The sequence below is a fragment of the Microcoleus sp. Pol7_B2 genome (genome assembly GCF_036701035.1).
Classification (GTDB): Bacteria; Cyanobacteriota; Cyanobacteriia; order Cyanobacteriales; family Microcoleaceae; genus Microcoleus.
This window is the reverse complement of the sequence record NZ_JAUBQB010000102.1, coordinates 1-17,887: the sequence shown is the minus strand read 5'-3', so window position 1 is coordinate 17,887 and position 17,887 is coordinate 1. Positions and strand designations below refer to the sequence as shown.

Sequence of the window (17,887 nt, the reverse complement as noted above, 5' to 3'; positions counted from 1 at the left end):
CTTGCACTTTATTCTCGATCACGCGCTCGAAACCTTTCGCGACGCAATATGCACTCGATTATTCAGCAAGCCCTACAATAGGTTTTACGGGTAGGAAATAGCAACAATTAATGCAGATTAACTCCCCGTTTCTCATACCATCTTAGATTAAAGAATTAAAGAATTGGGAATGACTGATTGTGTATTGGTTTGGAGTATGGGCCTAGAGTTGCATTTTTTTAAACTGATATCACAATAGATAATTGGGTATAAATATCTAAAACTGCCCAAACAACAAAAAGCAAGCTGAACTTTGGTAGATTCGATTCAATTGCTCGCCCGCGAGAACTCACACAATATAATAGAAGATAGATTTTTAGTATAGACGAGATTCCTACCTTGACTACTCCGATTCCTCAAAACTTTGTGCAAACGATCGCCAAACAGCGCGGTGTCACAGATGCCGAGTTAGAAACTGTGTTTATGGCTCTCGACGGTCAATCTACAGCGACGATCGCCACAAAGCTTGGCATTAGCGACATCGCCGTTCGCAAAAGACTTGGCGAAGTTTACAAAAAGTTTCAGATCGGGGGGAACGGCCCTGGAAAGCTTTCGGAATTGAGGCATCAGTTGCTGTTTTCATACCACATCGATCAGGGAACGAGCGATTTTAGTGGAGGTAAAGGCTCTCTATTGAAGATGGCGATTGGACACCGACAGGAAGATTGGGGTCAAGCACCGGATGTTTCGGTTTTTTACGGACGGACTGAAGAATTAACTACTTTAAAGCAGTGGATTGTATCAGATAATTGTCGCCTAATAGCGCTGCTTGGTTTGGCTGGTAGCGGCAAAACAACTCTGTCGGTGCAGTTGGCAAAACAGGTACAGAATGAGTTTGATTTTGTGATTTGGCGATCGCTGCGATCGACACCCGCACCATCCGACTTCCTAGGGAGCTTAATTCAACTTTTTTCTAACCAACAAAAACCCGATGTGCCGTTAGCGGAACCCTCGAAGAGGATCGACCTCAACAGCAAAATTTCGCGTTTGGTCGAGTATTTGCGAAAACACCGCTGTCTGGTAATTTTAGACGATTTTGAAGCGGTTCTCCGACCCGAAGAATTAGCGGGACACTACCGCGAAGGCTACGAAGGATATCGAGATTTAATTGTGCGGCTCTGTGAGGTCAATCATAATAGCTGTTTACTGCTAGTTAGTTCGGAAGAGCCTACGGAACTGGCTTTGCTGGCGGGAGAAAAAGTGCGGTCTTTAAAACCTGCTATTTCCTCGGAAATAGCGCGGGAAATTTTTCAAGAAAAAGGTTTGTCGGCTCAAGATCAAGAGTTGAAAATCTTGTTATCCCGGTACGGAGGCAATCTGTTAGCATTAAAGATTGTAGCGACAACAATTAACGAGTTTTTCGAGGGAAATGTTTTAAAGCTTTTGGAAGCAACGGCGTTATTTATTGAAGAACATATCAGCAATTTGCTGGCGCAGCAGTTCGATAGAATGTCGAGTTCAGAACAAGAGATTGCCTACTGGATTGCTATTGCTCAAAGCCCGATTTCCCTGGCGACTTTACGAGAGCAGATGTTGGTCAATTCATCGTTTTCAGATTTGCTGAAAAATCTCGATTCTCTGGGTCGTCGCTCGCTGATTGACAAAATTAGTGAGGGCGGGGAAACTGTTTTTATTCTTCAGCCTTTGATCGTGCAATATGTGACCGACCGATTAGTCGATCAGATTCGAGCGGAGGTTTTGGAGACGGTTAAGACGCAAGGAATAGAAAGAAGGGGGCTGTTGAAAACTCACAAATTGAGCATCAATATTGCTAAACGGAAAGGGGATAAAGGCGAGGGAAGTCGCTCTATTTTAGCATTAGTAAAAACTCGGTTGCAAGTGTTGTTTGTGAAGACGACAGGCTCTGAAGAACCGCTAAATATCTTGAATAAAGTTGCCTCTGAGCTGGAGGATAAATCCATTCTTGAGGTGGGATATGCTAGGGAGAATCTGGCGCAAATTATTTCAGAAATTCAGCGATAAGAAAAAAGCGATCGCCCTTTGACAAAAGCGATCGCCCAATTTTCAACACAAACAGAATTCGATAAAATTATTTGACAATGCCAAAAACCGATGCAGATTCAGACCCGGTAATTTTGCCCAAAGTCGGCACTTTTGGAGCTTGGGCAATTTTGGGAAGCAAAAATCCCTTCGCATAAATCTCAGGATTGTCTTGAGCGATTTGGATGTAAGATTGGCGGACTTCTGCGTTCACCGCCACAGTCTTCGCATCGTAGACTTGCATCGCCATGTTGGGATAAAAACCAATGCCGACAATCGGTATCAAAAAGCAAAATGCGATTGCCACTTCCCGAGGTTTAGCATCAATAAACGGTGCATCACCAGGCAAAACGCAACTATTACCGAAACAAACCGCTTCATCCAGATTGTTTCTCTGATTCTGCAAATTTAGATCTTCAATGTCGCAAGCCGCTAGTGTCCCACAGTTGTAAAATAACTGTCGCAGCATCGAGAGCAAATAAATCGGCGTCAAAATCAGTCCCACAGCAGCCAGGAACACTGTCACCGCGCGGAAAGAACCGCTGTACATATCGCTAGTTGCGACGCCCACAAACACTGACAATTCGCTAGCAAAACCGCTCATTCCGGGGAGTGCCAAAGATGCCATCGCGCCTGCGGTAAACAAGGCAAACACTTTCGGCATGACTTTCCCAATCTCGCCCATCTCGTCCATGATCATTGTATGGGTGCGATCGTAAGTAACGCCAGCCAGGAAAAACAATACTGAGGCGATTAAACCGTGGGAAATCATTTGCAACAGCGCCCCGTTGATTCCCAAATCCGTGAAGGAAGCAATACCCAACAACACGAATCCCATGTGAGAAATCGACGAATTCGCTAGGCGGCGCTTCATGTTCGATTGGCCGAAGGAATTCAGCGCGCCGTAGATAATGTTGACCACGCCGAGCACCGCCATAATCGGTGCAAAGTAAACGTGTGCTTGGGGAAGAAGTTCCAAATTCAGGCGAATCAGTCCGTATCCGCCCATTTTCAGCAATACGCCGGCCAGAATCATCGACACGGGAGAAGATGCTTCACCGTGGGCATCAGGTAGCCAAGTGTGGAAGGGGAAAATCGCCAGTTTCACACCGAAGGCAATCAGCAATCCCGCATAAAGCAGTAATTCTAAACCGAGTGGGTAATCCTTCAAGCCTAGTTCTACCATGTCGAAGGTGGGGGTGCCTCCGCCGTAGAATGCCATTGCTAAGGCAGCTATCAAAATAAAGATGGAAGCGCCTGCGGTGTAAATCAAGAATTTGGTAGCTGCGTAGCGGCGGTTTTGTCCGCCCCAAATCGAGATGAGGAGGTACACCGGAATTAGTTCTAGTTCCCAGACAATGAACAGTAGCATGATGTCTTGGGCGACGAACACTCCTATTTGTGCGGAGTACATCACCAGCATCAGGAAGTAGAAGAGTCGTGGCTTGCGATCGACTTCCCAGGCAGCAAAAATAGATAGAGTCGTCACCAATCCCGCCAACAGTACCAGCGGAACTGACAGTCCGTCAACGGAAACAGACCAGTTGAGACCTAAAGAAGGTATCCAGGAATATTGTTCTACGATTTGGAAACTAGAGATGCTTGGATCGTAATGAGTCCAAAACACCCAGCACATTAATACAAAATCTGCAATGCCTACGCCTAGGGCATACCAGCGCACTGTTTTGCCGTCTGTATCGGGCAGAAAAGGGATGGCGAGGGAAGCTAGGAGGGGTAGGATGACAATTGCGGTCAGCCAAGGAAATTGATCCGCTATCATGATAGTGAGAAAAAATACTTAGTTGGAAGTTACCAAGATTATAATACTAAATTTAATCAAAAATTAAGATTTGTAAATTAATCTTTTTTTTAGAAAGATGGGGAGTACATCAGCTACACACAATTTGCTGCAAAAGTCAAGAAGTTTTGCAGTTATTAGTCAGTAATCATTAGTGGCACTTTAGCGGTTGACAATTACCGATGACCGATTACTCTGTTGTCATGCAGTGGCAAACTGTGGTAAATATTCAACTCGATCGAGATAAAGTCCAGAGTTGTTCGGCAAAAGCTTCAATTAAAGGGAGATACGCCAATTGCGAGATCCATTTTTCCGGTATACCAGATTCTCCGTAAAAAGCCCCCGCCAACTGTCCGTAAACCGCACCAGTGGTATCCGCGTCGTCGCCCAAATTCACAGCCAACAAACAGCCTTCAGCAAAAGAAGAACTGTTGTAAAACGCCCAAAGCGCCGCCTCTAAAGACTTGACAACATAACCAGTACCTTTGATTTCAGGAGCTTGTCGCCGTTTAAAAGAACCCGCCGCAATCTCATCAATCTCTGCTACCAGGGGATTTTCTGCCCAATATCCCGAAATCGGACAATATCTTTCCGAAAGCAACACATCTTTAGCAACTCCATTCACAGCCCCCGCAATTAAAGCACCAAAATAACGGCAAGCATCCACACAAGTAGCAGCAGCGTGAGTAGTTCTCGAACTTTCTCCTGATTTTTCTATGACTTCCAAAGGATTTGTAGCATAAAACAAAGGCACGGGAGCCAAGCGCATAATCGAACCATTGCCAGCAGTCCCAGCATCGGTAGAACCGCCGTAAGGTTTTCTTGTATCTTCAAACTTCCAAAGTGCTTGTTGAACTGTATTGCCAATATCAAAACATTCACCAGTGCTGCTCAAATGTCCCTCTCGCTTCCACCGCAAATATGTTTCTAACTGATGGACTGGATCGAAACCTTCTTTCTCAATCAAACTTTCAGCCAAACAAAGTGCCATCGAAGTATCGTCCGTCCACTCGCCCGGTTGCAGTCGAAACGGGCCGCCGCCAACCATATCGTTAATAGGCGCAAACGTTCCAGGGCGACAAAACTCTAAAGTTGTTCCGAGAGCATCGCCAACTGCTAAGCCGAGAAGACTGCCGCGATAATGTTCTATTTGCTGCATAACGTAATTGACAATTAATAATTAGTAAGCGCTAGAGAATTCAAAATTATTTCTATCTGCATCTTATCTGCGTGTGTAACAATCGATCCCCAACTTGTCAAGTTCTTTCTTTATCTCTTCTCTTAATTTTCTTTCTCTGTGTCAACAGCGCCTTCTGCGGTTCATTAAAACAAAATCTCGTTCACAATCGATACCAAATTTGTGAACTTCTCTCATTCTCTCTTCGGAACTCTTAATTCTCTTTCTCTGTCCCCTCTGCGCTCTCTGCGGTTCATTAAAACAAAATCTTGTTGACAAACGAAAGAGAATTGCCCTAGCTGTCGTTAAAAATAAAAAAACAAGACTTTTCCTCCCAAATGCTGAGGCAAAAGACGAGTCAGGCTAATATTGATGTTAACCTGTCCCTACCCGATATCAAACTGTCCCATGACACCCGATGCCTCCGCCGCAGCCGCTGCTGCCGCCCCTCAATCAACACCCGAAGTCAGCTTGGAGCTGCAAGTCCGACTCAAAACCGAAGATGGACAGCTACTGTTGCTACTCCCCCCCGAAACCAATAACGAACCCGCAACAGCCTCCGCCTCGACTTGGACTGAACTTTGGCAGCAGCTAAAAGTCAGGCTGAATGCAGGAGAACGCTTTTGGCCGCCAAACGCAGAAGTACAATTGATGGGGAGCGATCGACTTTTAGATATCCGCCAACTGCAAGAAATCGCCGATGCCCTCTCCGAAGTAGAACTGCAACTCAAACGAGTCCACACCACTCGCCGCCAAACCGCCGTAGCAGCAGCAACGGCAGGCTATTGTGTAGAACAGCAGCCTCCGGTTTCTTCCCTGAATAAAGCCGCCGCTGAAAAACCGCAATCGCTGGCGGAACCTTTATATTTGCAGATGACAGTGCGATCGGGCGTAGAAATTCGCCATCCGGGCACCGTCGTACTTTTGGGAGACGTAAATCCAGGCGGCTCAGTCATCGCCGGAGGCGATATCCTAGTTTGGGGCCGTTTGCGGGGAGTCGTGCACGCCGGTGCCGGTGGCAACACCAAAAGCGTGATTATGACCTTGCAGATGGAACCGATGGTGATTAGGATTGCTAAGTATGTTGCCAGAGGCCCAGAAACCTCACCCGCTCAGTTTTTCCCGGAAGTCGCCTATGTGACGCCGCAAGGGATTCGGATCGGTAGAGCCTCTGATTTTGACAAATCGCAGTTAGTCGGGGGTAATGAGTAATCGATAATTGGTAATTGGTAATTGGTAATTGGTAATTATGAATGAGTAATGAGTAATTGGTAATACTATTTATCTTTAAATCTGCACTGGATAATTTTTGCCTTGGCTAAATCAGTCACTAAAGGAGGATTTAAAATTTAAGTGCCAATTAATAGAGGATTAGTGTTACAAGGATAGTTTTGAGTTAATTCACTGAATAACAGATTGCTGCCCAATTACCCAAGAATAATTGCTAATTATCAATCAACAAGAAAACCAATTACCAATTACTAATTACCAATTACCCATTACTAATTACTAATTCCCAATCACCAATTCCCAATAAATCTAAAATCGCTTATGGCTCGCATTATTGTTGTTACATCAGGGAAAGGCGGGGTAGGAAAAACCACCTCCACAGCCAATCTCGGCATGGCTTTAGCTAAGCGGGGGCGCAACGTTGCCGTAATTGATGCCGATTTCGGTCTCAGAAATTTAGACTTGCTGCTGGGCTTAGAAAATCGGATTGTTTACACGGCATTAGAAGTTCTCGCAGGAGAGTGCCGGTTAGAGCAAGCTTTGGTGAAAGATAAGCGCCAGCCGCGCTTGGTGCTGTTGCCGGCTGCCCAAACTCGGATGAAAGATGCCATCAGCGCCGAGCAAATGAAGCAGCTTGTGGGGATGTTGGGACCAAAATATGACTATATTTTGATCGACTCTCCTGCTGGAATTGAACAAGGTTTTCAAAATGCGATCGCGCCGGCTCAAGAAGGGATAATTGTCACCACTCCCGAAATCGCTGCTGTCCGCGATGCCGATCGAGTCATCGGTCTGCTGGAAGCCAACAACGTCAAGAAAATCAACCTAATCGTCAACCGGATCAGACCCGCAATGGTGCTGGCAAATGATATGATGTCGGTGCAAGACGTGCGGGAAATCCTCGCCATTTCGCTGTTAGGCGTCGTTCCCGACGACGAGCGCGTCATCGTTTCCACCAACCGAGGCGAACCATTAGTATTGTCGGAAACGGCCTCTTTAGCTGGAACTGCCTTCGACAATATTGCCCGCCGCTTAGAAGGCGAAAAAGTTGATTTTCTAGATCTCAATCCCCGTCGGGAAAACTTCTTTACTCGCCTCCGCAAGTTCTTAAATACTAAAATTATGTGATGTGCTCATTGGCTATCGATCTTTAAAAGCAGCGACCGCATCACAAAAACTACCCCAAATTTTCTCCCAGTGACACCAGTTCCCAAAAACAATGAAACTGTAGGCCCGCTCCAAACCAGACGGGAATCAGTGGTTTCCCAATCGAAAATCGAAAATCGAAAATCGAAAATGGTATGACCTTTTCTATGCCTAACCCTTGACAAACCAGCCGTACCCATGATATATACACTTCTCGAACGACTTTTCCCGCGCACCCCTGACAACAGCCGCGACGAGGTAAAACGGCGCCTCAAACTGGTTCTAGCCCACGACCGCTCAGAACTCAGCCCAGAAATGGTTGAGTCGATGCGCCGAGAAATTCTAGAGGTGGTATCTCGCTACGTGGAAATTGATACCACCGGGTCTGAGTTCTCGCTGGAGAGCGACCAGCGGGCCACAGCACTAATTGCAAATCTCCCGATCCGGCGAGTCAGGCACGAACATCCAGCGGAGAAGGTGTCCCAGAATGTGCCCCCGAATCGATCCGAAAATCGACCCGAATATGTACCGGAGTATGTAGTCGAAATTCTCCCCGACACTATAGAGTGATAGGGATTGAGATTTTTTTGTCAGGCAAAGAGTTCGATTCGAGCCGATCGCCATTTAAATTAAACTATCTCTCTAGAATTAAAATATTGTGGTGGGCACTCTTAAGCCGCCCAAAATATGCGATCTAAAAGAGAAAAAGTTTCTGATACCTAAAAACTCATGAAGTTAATTTTTATAACTAATCGCTCTTTCCAGAAAAGCTTGCGGGGACTGTTTTAATAACTAATCGCTCTTTCCAGAGGATCTTGTAACTGAAGTTCTAAGGGTCGGCCGGAGCGAATTTCTAAACCGGGTAACTCATGTTTGACTAACATTTTTTCGCCTGTTTCAGCAGTTGCCAACGGCCAGAGTACCCAGCGGCTGCCTAGGGAAAGAGTGCTTAAAGTTGCAGAGTTTTGAGTCAGCCAAATTATCGGCAGTTTCGGCCGATTCTCAACCGCATCTTCTCCAGCATTAACCGCCGCTAAAGTTTCCAAAACTACCCGGTTCCCCGATACGAGTCCAGTCCCGGCAGTCCAAAGTTTGACGTTTAACAGGCGCTTGCTAGCATAGAAGTAAAGAGACGCAGCTACTGTCACGGCTCGTTCAAATTCTTCTGGCTTCCACGCCGCAGCGCTGTCGAGAGCAATAATAATTTCTTGACCGCCGGCGGCAACTTCTAACTCTCTCACCCGCAGTTCTCCGTAGCGGGCGCTGGTGCGCCAGTGAATTAGGCGGGTGGGGTCTCCGTGGCGGTAAGGTCTGAGATTGCGGGTGAGGCCTTCGGTAGCAGTTTGCGATCGACTGCGATTGTAAAATTGCGGGCTGTCTTCTTGGCCGATGCGATCTATCAAAGGACAAGTGCTCAACGGCAAAACTTGTGGATACACAACCGCCACCGCTTTGACTGGGCGGCTGCGCCGGCACCAAAACAACCCTAAAGGTGCCGCCGTCCTCAAGTTTACCTCTTGCCACCGATAGACCCCGCGCTGCCGCACTTCTAAATAGTATGTATCCCTGTATATACTGTTAGGCTCTATGACTTCGATCGGGCGGACGACGGGTTCTCCCAATACAAACGGCAAGATGTCTAGCACTTGCAACAGAGTCTTAGGTTGGCGGGCGCTATTTTCGATTTCTAGTTCGACGGTGATTCGATCGCCCGCACTTACCGGTTCGATCGGGCGGCGACGGACTTCCAAGGAACGGAGCGATTTTCCCGGCAAAACGGCCGCTACTCCCAACAGCGCCAAACCCCCACCGCTGAGCACGTACAGCCACCCAGACATTGTATTAGTCGCCGACCCAAAAAAGAAAACCGTCATCCCCGACAGCAGCCAACCCGCGTAGGCGGGGGTAACAGCGCGATTTTCGAGCCAGTCGGCGATTTTGTGACCGATGTTCATAGGAGTTTAAATTGTTAATTACTCGATCGCCCCATCAAGCCTAATTGTAAAATATTCTCAGCATTTAACACCGAATTAGCTGCGAGCGATAAGATTAGAAATCGGGCATTTTTTCGCAATAAATCTACATTGACTGGAGACAAAAAAATGAACCCATTAAACAATCCTACACCCCTTCGACCAGAGGCTCAAGCCCGCCGAACACCGCCCCCGCCCCCGCCTTTGGCTGCAACTCCCGCGCCGCCTCCTGCACCCGCGCCGAGTGCGCCCCCTCCGGCCCAGCAGCGGTCTTCTGTTGAGACACCCGTCAGTACGATCGAACAAATGGTCCGAGATGCCCATAGTGCCTCGGCTTCTGACATTCACATTCGAGTAGGCCAAGTACCTCGATTTCGGATTCGTGGCGTGATGCAAGTAGCAACCACCCACCCCAAAGTAACGCCAGAAATTTTTGAACAGTACCTAGCCGAAATTCTCACCCCCGAACAGCGAAAACAGTTTGCAACTACCAAGGAATTAGATTCAGCAATTTTTTACCCTGGCTTCGTGCGGTGTCGGCTAAACTGTTTTGAGTCCCTCAGTGGCGGTGCCATAGTATTGCGGTTGATCAGTTTGGAAATACCTACTATCGATTCCTTGAGGTTGCCAGAAGTTTTCAAAAGTATCATTTTGCGATCGCAGGGATTAATATTAGTTACGGGGCCTACCGGTTCGGGGAAATCGACAACCGTAGCTGCGATGATCGACCATCTCAATCAGATGGAGCAAAAGCACGTAGTTACCATTGAAGACCCGATCGAATTCATTCACCCTTCTAAAAAATGCTTGGTTAGCCAGCGGGAAGTCGGCTTGCATACCCACGAGTTTCAACAGGCTTTGCGGGCTGTTTTGCGGGAAGACCCCGATGTGATTCTGATCGGGGAAATGCGCGATCGCGTTACAATCAATACAGCGTTGCAAGCAGCTCAAACTGGTCACTTAGTATTGGGAACTCTCCACACTCGCAGCGCCATTAACGCTATTAATCGGTTGTTGAACCTCTACCCACCAGAAGAACAACAGGCGATGCGGATTCAAATTTGCGATTCTTTAGTAGCGGTAATTGCCCAACTTTTGCTGCCAACAGTTGACAACCGTCGGGTAGCAGTTCACGATATTTTGGTGAATACACCTGCCATGCACGATTACTTGATGAAAGGTGCTGATGATGAAGCTTTCCGATTAATGGAACATGATACTTACGAAGGAATGCAGATTATCAACCAGGGTCTTTACAAACTGGTGCTTGAAGGCAGAGTGACGATCGAAGAAGCAGCAAAAACTTCTCCCGAAGCTAGCGATTTAGACCGCCGCTTGCGGACAGGAGGCTACGATGTTGGGGATGCTCGTGGCTTTGAAGGCAGCAAAAAAGAACGCATCGTTCGCGCCTAGTAGCAACACACATACAGGGGTAGCCACAGCACTACCCCACCCATCAAGTAGCAATCTTTTCAGCAGACGCAAATATTTGATGTGGGCTTTTGTGCTGCGTATTTTTACTTAAAATTAAACTATATTTAGTAACCAAAAATACATTTTACTTAAAAAGTAAAATGCTATAATCAAGGTCGAGTGTATTGTTAAGTTTTTTAAACCTAGACCCTACTTTACATAAACTTTAAAATTGCGTGAAAACTCGTAGGTTATTGCAAAGAAACAGTAAAGATATGTTCGGAGTATTGCCAACACTCAGCAATTTAAGTATATAGTGGTATTGACAAATTTTGGAGAGAGCACATTCCGACTTTGCCGATATTTGCCGATGGCAGAAGTAAGCAGGTTAAAAAAGCGCTTAATAAAACTACAAGCATAGCAGATCGCGTGTCTTTCCGATTAAGTAGCTTTCAGTCTAAAAAATCCTAAAACCAAGCAGACTTTTAAAGATTCTGTCCCTCGAAAATTTGTTTAACAAGTCGCTTATCAGTAACGGTATTTCTAGAATTTAAAGGAGCAAAAAAAGTGAAGAGTGCATTTAACCAAAGAGAAGTTTTTGAAGGTGCCAGCAAAGCGGAAATAATTGAGCGCATCCAGCAGCTAGTTCCGCCCGGTTCGCCGGAGCCCCAAGATCCTGAAATCCTCGCGTCTTTACAAACTCTCACCGCACAGCTAATCGCAGGCTATCAAGCCGACGGACAATTAGAAAGCGAACCTTTTAGCGACGTGCGCGATCGCACTATTCACCTCTACGCATCCGCAGTCAGTCGCAAAATCAAAGGAAAAACCATCCTCATCACTGGCGGAGAAGGATGTGTCGGTCGTTTCTTAATTGAAAAACTCCTCGAACTAGGCGCAACAAACATCATTTCCGCAGACAACGCCCGATGTCAAAACCCCGAAGAAAAGCTGCCGCTTTTTACCCAAGAAGGTGCTGTAACTTTCTATGCCGTTGACATTCGCAACCTCGACGCGCTCAAACACATATTTGAGGTAGAAAAACCAGCAATTGTTTTTCACCTAGCGGCCCAACGTCAACCCGGACTAGCTGAAATCAAAATCCGAGAAACAGTTACAACCAGCCTGTTAGGATGTAAACACGTCATTCAACTCTGCGAAGAATACGGCGTAGAACACTGCGTATTCTCTTCTACAGGCAAAACATCTCGATATTTTACCACCGAAGTTTACGCCGCCTCGAAGAAGTTTGCCGAATGGCAATTTGCCAAAGCAGCTCAAGAAGGAAATGTCACTTACGGGATGGTTCGCTTTACTCATATGTTGGAAAATAGCTTGTTCTGCGAGCAAATGTCCAAAAAAGTAGAGCAAGGTAAAACTGTCAACGTTCACGCTCCCCACCGCTACGTAACTGCTCAAAATCTTTTTGAAGCCGTACATTTATTGCTGAATTCTCTGATTGTGTCCGTTCCCGGAAAACTGAAATTTGTCGCCGTGAGTAATCTCGGGTGGCCAACAGAAACCTTGGAAGTAGCTCTTTATAAAATTCTTGAATCTGGCAAAAATCTGCCGATTTATTTTCAAGGACTTTTGCCGGGATACGAAGAACCGTTTTTCCTAGGACAGTTTGACTGGAAAAAACCTACAGACATTCACCTCCTAATTAATGTTTTGGAAGATCCTTTTAGAAGTGTTAACGATGCTGGCGACATGGTGATTGTAGAATTAGCTCCTTTTTCTTTGCGCGTGTTAGATAAACAAGTGTCGAAGCTCGAAAGCCTAATCATCGATCCAGATTTCCCCGAAGTGCAAATCAAGCACGCTCTTGTCGCAGCGGAAAAAGAAGTGATTGCTTCCTCTTTTGCGTGGAGTGCCCCTGAAGACTTGTTGAAGATTTTGCAGTGGGGAATCAATCGGAAGAAATTGCAAGGTTACGGAACCCAAATCGCTGACTATAGCGAGATTATCGAACTCCTTCTGCAAGGAATCTGCGGCCGACTTAACCAAGAAGTCTTGCACAGTGCTGGAGTTACAGCAGATGAGTTTGATGACTTAGTTCAGAGTCTTTCTACGCTGGATTTGATTCAAGCAGAAGTGGGATATTTGCGATCGGTGTCGAGATATATCAGAGAATTTGCACCCCCCGCACAGTTCACCACCAAAAAATCTGAACCTGTTGCTATCCCCGATGCAGCGTAGCTTGAACATAGTTTTGGGTTGGGAGATGGCTTCCTGAGTGCCCACGCACAGGAGATGAATGAGTTATATCAATTCCGGTTGCACCAGCGAAATGATTCTTGACTGTTGACTGTTGACGGGCGGGTCGAAAAACTGAATGATTGACTGTTAACTGTTGACTCGATTTTATTATTCCGATGCGACCGGAGTTGATGTTAAACATCGATTAAGTGTTTAGTTGATAAAAAATAGAATAGCCAGAAACCTGGTTTCTTTTAGAAACCGGGTTTATCAAGTCTGGGCTTGTTTGAGATTTAATTAAATTTAGTGACTTAACCTTGTCAGAATTGACATGATATGATAATATTTGCGACTGCACAACCGCCATCCAATTAATTTGTAGTGAAGACGCTAGTCCTAGTAATTTGACGCTAGTCCTAGTAGTTTGAGGAGGACTGAAGTCATCACAACAAATGTAAGAATGGTGATTTTTTGCGCGCATGATATAATGATACTTTAGATAGCGTGGCGCAGTAAGTTAACAAAGGTGCAATAAGATTAAATAAACTCAATGAACGCAAGAAATAAAATTAAATTAAGGTACTAGAATTGTGGAAATTAATCAGCTACTGTTCCTATTGATTGATGTTGTGCTATTGGCGATCGCCCTGATCCTTCTAATTCCCGTTGCAGTTCTATTTCTAGAATGCAGTGCAGCTTTCTTGTCCGGCCAGGGCGAGACAGCGGAAACTAAAGCGCCCCGCCCCAAAGTAGCAGTTTTAATTCCCGCTTACAACGAAGCAGCAGGAATTGCCGCGACAATCTCCACCATCTTGCCACAGCTAACACCTCAAGACCGCCTGTTAGTGATTGCTGACAACTGCACGGACGCCACGGCAGAAATCGCCCGTAACTGCGGTGCAAGTGCGATCGAGCGACAAGACACAGAACGCAAGGGCAAAGGATACGCACTGGATTTCGGCTTGCAGTCGATCGAATCACACCCCCCAGAAGTAGTAATAATGGTTGACGCAGACTGCATCTGTCAGCCAGACTCTATAGAAAAATTAGCCAGGGTTGCAGTTGCTGAACAAAGACCCGTGCAAGCAACTTATCTCATGGAACAGCCACCAAATCCTACTCCGAAAGATTCTATTTCTGCTTTAGCATTTTTAGTTAAAAACTTAGTCCGTCCCAGCGGCTTAAAAAAGTTAGGATTCCCATCATTACTAACAGGTACTGGCATGGCTTTTCCCTGGTCGATAATTCGATCGGTTTCCCTAGCTAGCAGCAATATTGTTGAAGATATGCAGATGAGTTTGGATTTGGCGATCGCCGGACATCCAACAGTATTCTGCCCCGAAGCAAACGTCACCGGGTGTTTGCCACAGCAGCAGCAAGCAGCTAAAAGTCAAAGAACGAGATGGGAACACGGTCACATACAGACATTGTTAACTCAAACTCCCAGACTGACAGCAGCTTCAGTCGAGCAAAAACGTTTTGACTTATTGGCGATCGCCCTCGACTTATCCGTCCCTCCTCTATCGCTTTTAGTCGCTATCTGGCTAGCTGCTTTTGTCACCTCTTTACTAGCAGCAATTTTGGGAACATCCCCAATTCCCGCCGTCTTGTTAGCAGTACAAGGATTGCTGATTTTAGTTTCCATTGTCAGCGCTTGGGTAAAATTCGGGCGTGCCGATATTTCTGGCTCAACTCTGTTATCTGTACCTTTTTACATTCTTTGGAAAATACCTTTGTATCTTGGTTTTCTCCTGAAGCGGCAAACCAAATGGGTACGAACAGAACGCGATGTTTAGTATTAGGTAGGGTGCGTCAGCCAGATTCTCGATCAAACTCAAAAATCTCGTTTCAGACGCACCCTACGATGAATAAATCGGTAATTGACATGATATCCTACCATTACACATCGTCGCTAAATAACAGTTCGCTGCAACTGACAGCAAAAGCAGCCAGAAGAGTTAACCGTGCAACGTAGCGGCTGCGGTTTAGCGAGATAGTTAGATAGCCGTTCTTAGGTGGTGGCAGTTTTTGTCAACTGTTGAGTGTTCGAGTCTGTTTAGCTTAACAGTTGGGGTAGTTGAGAGCCGGAGTTGTTGGCTACGGTGCCATCGCCTCCAAGTTCTCGTTCTGCGTTTTTTTCGAGAGTTCCATGAGAATCGGTCAGAGTGCTTTCACCCGAAAGACATTAATATCTTGGGTAGTAGTGCATAGTAATGGTAAACTTGAGGTCACAACCTTGAAAAATTTCAGTCAAGTCGATGAATTGTCCTAAGTGCCAATCAACCCAAATCATCAAATACGGACACACCCACTACGGTAAACCTCGATTTCGCTGTCTTGCTTGTGGACGGCAGTTTGTGGAAAATGCTACCCGAGGGCCCATAGATGAAGCCACTCGTAAGTTGATTGATAAACTGTTACTCGAACGCTTTTCTCTGGCAGCCATTGCACGAGTAACGGGTGTATCTGAGCGCTGGTTACAAATGTACGTCAACCAGAAATTTTATCAGACCCCCAATCTTGGTGGAAATCACTAAAAAAACCAGGCAGGCTGACGATTCAGTTAGATGAGATATGGTCATTCGTTGGTTCCAAAGATAACACACAATGGATTTGGTTAGCCATTGATGCAGACAGCCGTGAGTTCGTGGGGGTATTTATCGGTGGTCGTTCCCGTCAAGCAGCCAAGGGGCTTTGGCAATCCTTACTGGCAGTTTACCGCCAGTGTACCATCTGCTACACCGATTTTTGGGAAGCTTATGAGCAGGTGCTACCAAGAAAGCGGCCGTAAGGCGGTTGGCAAAGAAACCGGAAAAACCAGTTATATCAGGTTCGGATAATTAGTTATAATTAAGGGCAGCCGATTCACAGGGACGCCAAACCCCCTATGCCAAAAAAAGTCCAGTTATAACCGCACTTAAGTGTCAAGGAACTCTACACTCGCTACCGGACAAGTTCAGGGTTAGTCGAACGCAGCCACTACCAGATCATCTGGTTACTCGCCTCGGGCAACACCCCACTAGCGGTGTCTCAAGTTACCGGTTACAGCCGGATTTGGATTTACCAACTGCTGCGACGCTACAACCAATTGGGGGCTGGCGCCTTAAGCGATAGACGTTCGTCCAATCGTGGGCAACCTCCTCAACTCAACGACCTACAAAGAGCGCAACTGTGGCAAGTCCTATCTGGGCCTGCTCCCGATGGCGGTTTATGGAATGGTCGCAAAGTCGCTGATTGGTTAAGTGAGTGGACAGGAGAGCAGATCAGTCGCCATCGGGGATGGGAATATCTTCGGGAAATGGGCTACCGTTTGAAAGTCCCCAGACCGCAGCATCAGGAAACTGACCTCTCTCAACAACAACAGTGGAAAAAAAACTTCATTTCGAGTTGAGATTTTTACAAGCTCAATATCCTCAAGCAGAGATTGAAGTTTGGGCGATGGACGAACATCGCTTGGGACTGCTACCAGTATTGCGCCGAGTCTGGACGCTGGTTGGGGAACAACGAGCGTGCCGAGGTCAAACATCAATACAAGTGGCTGTGGGTTTATAGTTTTGTCCACCCCGAGTCAGGAGAAACTTATTAGTGGTGGCTGCCGTTTGTCAACACTCAACTGTTTAATCGGGTGTTGGCCGATTTTGCACGAGAGTATTTGAATGGGCTCCAGATAAACGAGTGCTGCTGGTCGTTGACCAAGCTGGATGGCATCAGTCTCAAGAGCTAGTGATTCCTGAAGGCATTGATTTGTTCGAGCTGCCATCACATTCTCCCGAATTACAGCCAGCAGAACGATTGTGGCCACTTACTAATGAAGTCGTAGCCAATTGCTCACCCCAAAATCTTGACGAGTTAGAAGAGCTGTTGGTCTATCGTTGTCAGCAATTGCTCGGTCAACAAGACTTGATTCGCGGACTGACTTGTTTTCATTGGTGGCCTTTGACTCGCCGACCGTTGACAATTAATTGAGTTCGATGAGTTCGAGGTGCTCACCCAGAGCGGCTCTGGAGTGGTCTCACGTGCAAATTAAAATTCGGTCGCCCGAATCCAAGTTCGGTCGCCCGAATTCAAGTTCGAGCGCCCGAATTCAAGTTCGAGCGCCCGAATTCAAGTTCGAGCGCCCGAATTCAAGTTCGAGCGCCCGAATTAATATTATAGTCATTTCAAATAAGTATGAGACTATTTAAAAATGAGGTAAAATTAATAAAAATAGTGAACCCGCTAGGAAAATGTCTTACAGTATTGATTTGAGAAAAAGAGTAGTGGATTATGTAAAAAATGGCGGTCGTATCGCTCAAGCAACCGGACTTTTTCAGGTAGTTGTGGCAACGATATATCGGTGGCTGGGTCGGACAGACCTTAGAGCCACCAAGGTAAAAAGACGTAAGAGAAAGCTAGATTGGAAAGCCTTAGAAAACGATGTAAAATAAAATCCAGATGCCAGGTTAATCGACCGAACCAAGAAGTTTGGGGTCAGACCAAGTGCCATATCTTATGCTCTTAAAGAAATGAAAATTACTCCAAAAAAAAGAATTTTGTTATCAGGAGAGAAACCGAGAAGAAAGAATGAAATACTACAGATATCTCCGCGAATTAATTAAATTATCGGGAAGTAAAAGTCTGGTTTTTATTGATAAGTCAGGATTTGAAGAGTTTCAAGAGTGTGCATTAGGCTGGTCAAAAAAAGGCAAAAAAATCTGGGTTAAAAGTCAGAAAAACGGGGGGGAAAGAGAAAATATAGTGGCCGGAAGAAGAAAAGGAAAAAAGGACTTAATTGCCCCAATGGTTTTTACGGGCAGCCTCAATGCAGAAGGTTTTGAAGGGTGGTTATCTTTATATTTATAGTCATTTCAAATAAATGTGAGACAGAGGTAAGATCATGATAAAATCGATAAAAATAGTTAATTAGAAAAA

The 17,887-nt window shown here is 45.9% G+C and carries 12 protein-coding genes and 2 pseudogenes; 11 read left to right on the top strand and 3 right to left on the bottom strand.

Going from position 1 to position 17,887, the window contains the following annotated elements:
• Positions 1 to 378 precede the first annotated feature (378 nt).
• Entirely contained in the window at positions 379 to 2,022 is a 1,644-nt protein-coding gene (locus tag QUA57_RS25705; RefSeq protein ID WP_333064513.1) for an NB-ARC domain-containing protein, read from the top strand.
• 67 nt (positions 2,023 to 2,089) lie between these two features.
• Here QUA57_RS25705 and QUA57_RS25700 read toward each other — a convergent pair whose 3' ends face one another.
• Both QUA57_RS25700 and QUA57_RS25695 read right to left on the bottom strand, forming a co-directional pair.
• Positions 2,090 to 3,820, bottom strand: coding sequence for an NAD(P)H-quinone oxidoreductase subunit 4 (locus tag QUA57_RS25700; protein ID WP_333064511.1), 1,731 nt, complete (start codon positions 3,818 to 3,820; stop codon positions 2,090 to 2,092).
• 247 nt (positions 3,821 to 4,067) lie between these two features.
• Positions 4,068 to 4,997, bottom strand: coding sequence for an ADP-ribosylglycohydrolase family protein (locus QUA57_RS25695; RefSeq protein ID WP_333064510.1), 930 nt, complete (start codon positions 4,995 to 4,997; stop codon positions 4,068 to 4,070).
• A 426-nt stretch (positions 4,998 to 5,423) separates the two neighbouring features.
• On the opposite strand from QUA57_RS25695, the gene minC reads away from it, so the two are divergent.
• The 3 genes from minC to minE all read left to right on the top strand — a co-directional run bounded on the left by minC (position 5,424) and on the right by minE (position 7,961).
• A complete protein-coding gene (gene minC, locus QUA57_RS25690) occupies positions 5,424 to 6,227 on the top strand; it encodes a septum site-determining protein MinC (RefSeq protein WP_333064508.1) in 804 nt (267 codons plus the stop codon).
• Positions 6,228 to 6,566: 339 nt separating this feature from the next.
• Positions 6,567 to 7,373 carry a septum site-determining protein MinD gene (gene minD, locus QUA57_RS25685; RefSeq protein ID WP_333041590.1) on the top strand — a complete coding sequence of 269 codons (807 nt, stop codon included), beginning with the start codon at positions 6,567 to 6,569 and terminating at the stop codon, positions 7,371 to 7,373.
• Positions 7,374 to 7,589: 216 nt separating this feature from the next.
• Positions 7,590 to 7,961 carry a cell division topological specificity factor MinE gene (gene minE, locus QUA57_RS25680; protein WP_333064507.1) on the top strand — a complete coding sequence of 124 codons (372 nt, stop codon included), beginning with the start codon at positions 7,590 to 7,592 and terminating at the stop codon, positions 7,959 to 7,961.
• A 215-nt stretch (positions 7,962 to 8,176) separates the two neighbouring features.
• On the opposite strand, the gene QUA57_RS25675 is transcribed toward minE, so the two are convergent.
• Positions 8,177 to 9,346 (bottom strand): DUF58 domain-containing protein, encoded by a 1,170-nt coding sequence (locus tag QUA57_RS25675; RefSeq protein WP_333064506.1) that lies wholly within the window; start codon positions 9,344 to 9,346, stop codon positions 8,177 to 8,179.
• Positions 9,347 to 9,493: 147 nt separating this feature from the next.
• Here QUA57_RS25675 and QUA57_RS25670 point away from each other — a divergent pair, with 147 nt between their 5' ends.
• The 7 genes and pseudogenes from QUA57_RS25670 to QUA57_RS25645 form a co-directional block, all read left to right on the top strand.
• Positions 9,494 to 10,777: a PilT/PilU family type 4a pilus ATPase gene (locus QUA57_RS25670; protein WP_333064505.1), complete on the top strand. Its 1,284-nt coding sequence runs from the start codon at positions 9,494 to 9,496 to the stop codon at positions 10,775 to 10,777.
• 567 nt (positions 10,778 to 11,344) lie between these two features.
• Positions 11,345 to 12,976, top strand: a complete 1,632-nt coding sequence (locus QUA57_RS25665; protein WP_333064504.1) for a polysaccharide biosynthesis protein — start codon at positions 11,345 to 11,347, stop codon at positions 12,974 to 12,976.
• A gap of 590 nt (positions 12,977 to 13,566) precedes the next feature.
• Complete coding sequence (locus tag QUA57_RS25660; protein ID WP_333064502.1) at positions 13,567 to 14,772, top strand: glycosyltransferase; 1,206 nt, start codon at positions 13,567 to 13,569, stop codon at positions 14,770 to 14,772.
• Between the two features lie 462 nt (positions 14,773 to 15,234).
• Positions 15,235 to 15,513 carry an IS1/IS1595 family N-terminal zinc-binding domain-containing protein gene (locus QUA57_RS25655; RefSeq protein ID WP_333064500.1) on the top strand — a complete coding sequence of 93 codons (279 nt, stop codon included), beginning with the start codon at positions 15,235 to 15,237 and terminating at the stop codon, positions 15,511 to 15,513.
• Positions 15,450 to 15,767 carry an IS1 family transposase gene (locus QUA57_RS28795; RefSeq protein ID WP_445304508.1) on the top strand — a complete coding sequence of 106 codons (318 nt, stop codon included), beginning with the start codon at positions 15,450 to 15,452 and terminating at the stop codon, positions 15,765 to 15,767. The genes QUA57_RS25655 and QUA57_RS28795 overlap by 64 nt, the downstream gene beginning before the upstream one ends.
• 96 nt (positions 15,768 to 15,863) lie before the next feature.
• A pseudogene (locus tag QUA57_RS25650) lies at positions 15,864 to 16,942 on the top strand (IS630 family transposase).
• Positions 16,943 to 17,202: 260 nt separating this feature from the next.
• Positions 17,203 to 17,815: pseudogene (locus QUA57_RS25645) on the top strand (IS630 transposase-related protein); the annotation flags it as partial.
• Positions 17,816 to 17,887: the final 72 nt, after the last annotated feature.